General features: G+C 47.5%; 3 protein-coding genes. 2 read left to right on the top strand and 1 reads right to left on the bottom strand.

Translation table 11 applies throughout. The annotated features are described in order from the left end of the window. Nucleotides 1–1,907 (top strand): AMP-binding protein (locus tag BTA30_RS21165; RefSeq protein WP_076763861.1); only part of this gene is annotated, 1,907 nt, incomplete at its 5' end. Nucleotides 1,908–1,979: 72 nt separating this feature from the next. Here BTA30_RS21165 and BTA30_RS21170 read toward each other — a convergent pair. Next, the gene (locus BTA30_RS21170) at nt 1,980–2,207 is read right to left on the bottom strand and encodes a hypothetical protein (RefSeq protein ID WP_076763857.1); all 228 of its coding nucleotides are present in this window, start codon (nt 2,205–2,207) and stop codon (nt 1,980–1,982) included. 83 nt (nt 2,208–2,290) lie between these two features. On the opposite strand from BTA30_RS21170, the gene BTA30_RS21175 reads away from it, so the two are divergent. Beyond that, nucleotides 2,291–2,521, top strand: a complete 231-nt coding sequence (locus BTA30_RS21175) for an excisionase family DNA-binding protein (RefSeq protein ID WP_076763859.1) — start codon at nt 2,291–2,293, stop codon at nt 2,519–2,521. The last annotated feature ends 134 nt before the right edge of the window (nt 2,522–2,655 follow it).

A 2,655-nucleotide genomic window follows, 5' to 3' on the forward strand; every position in this document is an offset into this window, starting at 1 on the left:
AGACCACCCGACTGTATCAATGGATGAAGGCACTCGGCTTTTCCGATTATGACGATTTTTTAAAAGCCACGACAGACGATATCGCCTGGTTTTGGGAAGAAGCCGAAAAAGCGCTCGGCATCAGCTGGTACAAGCGATACAGCACAACATTAAATGTAAATCAAGGCATCAAGTGGCCGAAATGGTTTGAAGGCGGCCGCTTAAATGCCGTTTATAATGCCATCGAAAAATGGTCTGTCCAAAAAGAAACCGCCGACAATACGGCCATCATTTGGGAAAGTGAAGACGGAAAAACGGAGTATATCTCATTTTCTTCATTAAACCAAAGCATATCCCGTGCAGCGGCAGGCTTTAAAAAGCATGGGATCTCAAAAGGCGATGTGATTGCGATTTACATGCCGATGATTCCTGAAACCGTTATCGCCATGCTTGCAGCGGCCAAAATCGGAGCCGTTTTTTCTCCGATTTTTTCAGGCTATGGTGCTCACGCGGCAGCCGCAAGATTGCGCGCCTCCGGAGCAAAAATGCTCGTCACCGCAGACGCATTTCTCAGAAGGGGAAAAGTGATCTGCATGAAAAAAGAAGCGGATAAGGCCGCAGACCAATCCCCATCCGTTCAAAAAGTCGCCGTCTGCCGGCTTCGCGATTCAGACACAAGCTGGAACGAAACGAGGGACATAGCTTGGGATGAACTAATCAAGCATGAACCACTTCAGAAAACCGAAGAGATGGAAAGCTCTGATCCGATCATGCTTCTTTATACCTCAGGGACGACCGGCCAGCCAAAGGGCGCTGTTCATACACATGCCGGTTTTCCGCTTAAAGCCGCGTTTGATGCCGGGTTTGGCATGGATGTCAAACAAGGCGACACCTTTTTCTGGTATACGGACATGGGCTGGATGATGGGGCCGCTTTTATTATTTGGCGGCTTAATCAATGGAGCAGCCATTTTATTATATGACGGAGCCCCCGACTATCCCGGGCCAGATCGGCTTTGGGAGCTTATCAGCCGTCACGGGGTCACACATCTCGGCATCTCCCCGACGCTCATTCGTTCGATGATGCAGCATGGGGAAGATTTTCAGCAAAAATACGATCTTTCCAGCCTGCGGGTCATCGGCTCGACGGGTGAACCGTGGAATTACGATCCGTGGATGTGGCTGTTTCGCCATGCGGGGAAAGGCAAGGTGCCTATTTTTAATTATTCGGGCGGGACGGAAATCGCAGGCGGCATTTTGGGCAATGTCCTCCTTCGGCCGATATCGCCGATGACCTTTAATTCCCCTCTGCCGGGAATGGCCGCCAATGTCTTCAATGAAGAAGGGGCCGAAATCATAAACGAAGTCGGAGAGCTTGTCCTCACAAAACCGTGGGTCGGCATGACCAGCGGTTTTTGGAAAGAGCCGGACAGGTATGAAAACACGTATTGGAGCCGCTGGACAGATGTTTGGGTGCACGGCGACTGGGCAAAAAAAGATGAAAAAGGCTACTGGACGATCAGCGGTCGTTCAGATGATGTCATCAATGCGGCCGGAAAAAGGATCGGTCCTGCGGAAATCGAATCCGTTTTGGTCAGCCATCCGGCAGTGGCGGAAGCCGGGGTGATCGGTGTTCCCGATGAGATAAAAGGGGAGGCTGTTGTTTGTTTCGCCGTTCTCACTAAAGCCCGGCCTTCGGACAAATTGAAAGACGATTTGCTGAAGCGCGCCAGTGAAGCATTAGGAAAATCAATCAAGCCAAAATCGGTGTATTTCGTCAGCGGCCTGCCAAAGACCAGAAATGCAAAAGTGATGAGAAGACTATTGCGGGCTGCTTATTTACACGAACCGCCAGGCGATTTATCGGCCTTGGAAAATCCGGAGGTGTACAATGAAATTGCCCGGCTTCAAGCGCCGAAAAATCTGTAGTATACTGATAAAGGTAAAAAATAAAGAAGAAGGATCAATTCCTTCCTCTTTTTATTTTAAAGATCATTCGGTTTACATCCTCACAATAACCGAACCGCCGCCGGCCGTGCAAACTCGGTTTTGCTGTTCTTCAATGGAGCGCAGCAGCTGATTGTTACATTCCATCAGCTTGATCAGCAGCTCCATCTGATCCTCCAGATTTTTTAACCTTTGCGTCATTTGCCGGGAAGAATGCTGACCCGGCGGAATCTGTGAGGCAGCAGGCTGGTAGAGCGTTTCAGAATTCCATTTTGAATACATAGGGAATGTGCCTCCATCATTTAAACTGATATACCATATCATAGGCAGCGTTCGCCTAAATCGGGACGAAAGGGAATGAAAACATGTATTTAACGATAAAAGAAACGGCAGAATATTTATCGCTTTCAGAAGCCTATATTGAGGAGCTCATCAGACAAAGGAAAATTCGGGTGATCCATGACGGACAGCAATATGTAATCAATAAAGAGCAGTTCAACACCCATTTGGAGCAGATGGAAAAGTATAAGGAAATGGTTGAAGCCATTCTTAACGAACCAATTCCTGAAGATCCGGATGTAAAAGATGAAGATTGACAATAAAAACATTATGTAAACAAAATCATTTACTATATCCACGTTTCTGCTTCTGAATCTTTTGTCTCATGACGGCAGATGAATGGGGGATTGGTTAAAAAAGACACAATATAGGAAATAAAAGGAACAGGAAA

This window comes from Bacillus swezeyi (assembly GCF_001969815.1).
In the GTDB taxonomy this organism is placed as follows: Bacteria; Bacillota; Bacilli; order Bacillales; family Bacillaceae; genus Bacillus; species Bacillus swezeyi.

Bases quoted from the DNA above. Each gene is read 5' to 3' on its own strand.
- BTA30_RS21170 (WP_076763857.1), bottom strand. From the start codon at position 2,207: ATGTATTCAAAATGGAATTCTGAAACGCTCTACCAGCCTGCTGCCTCA.
- BTA30_RS21175 (WP_076763859.1), top strand. From the start codon at position 2,291: ATGTATTTAACGATAAAAGAAACGGCAGAATATTTATCGCTTTCAGAA.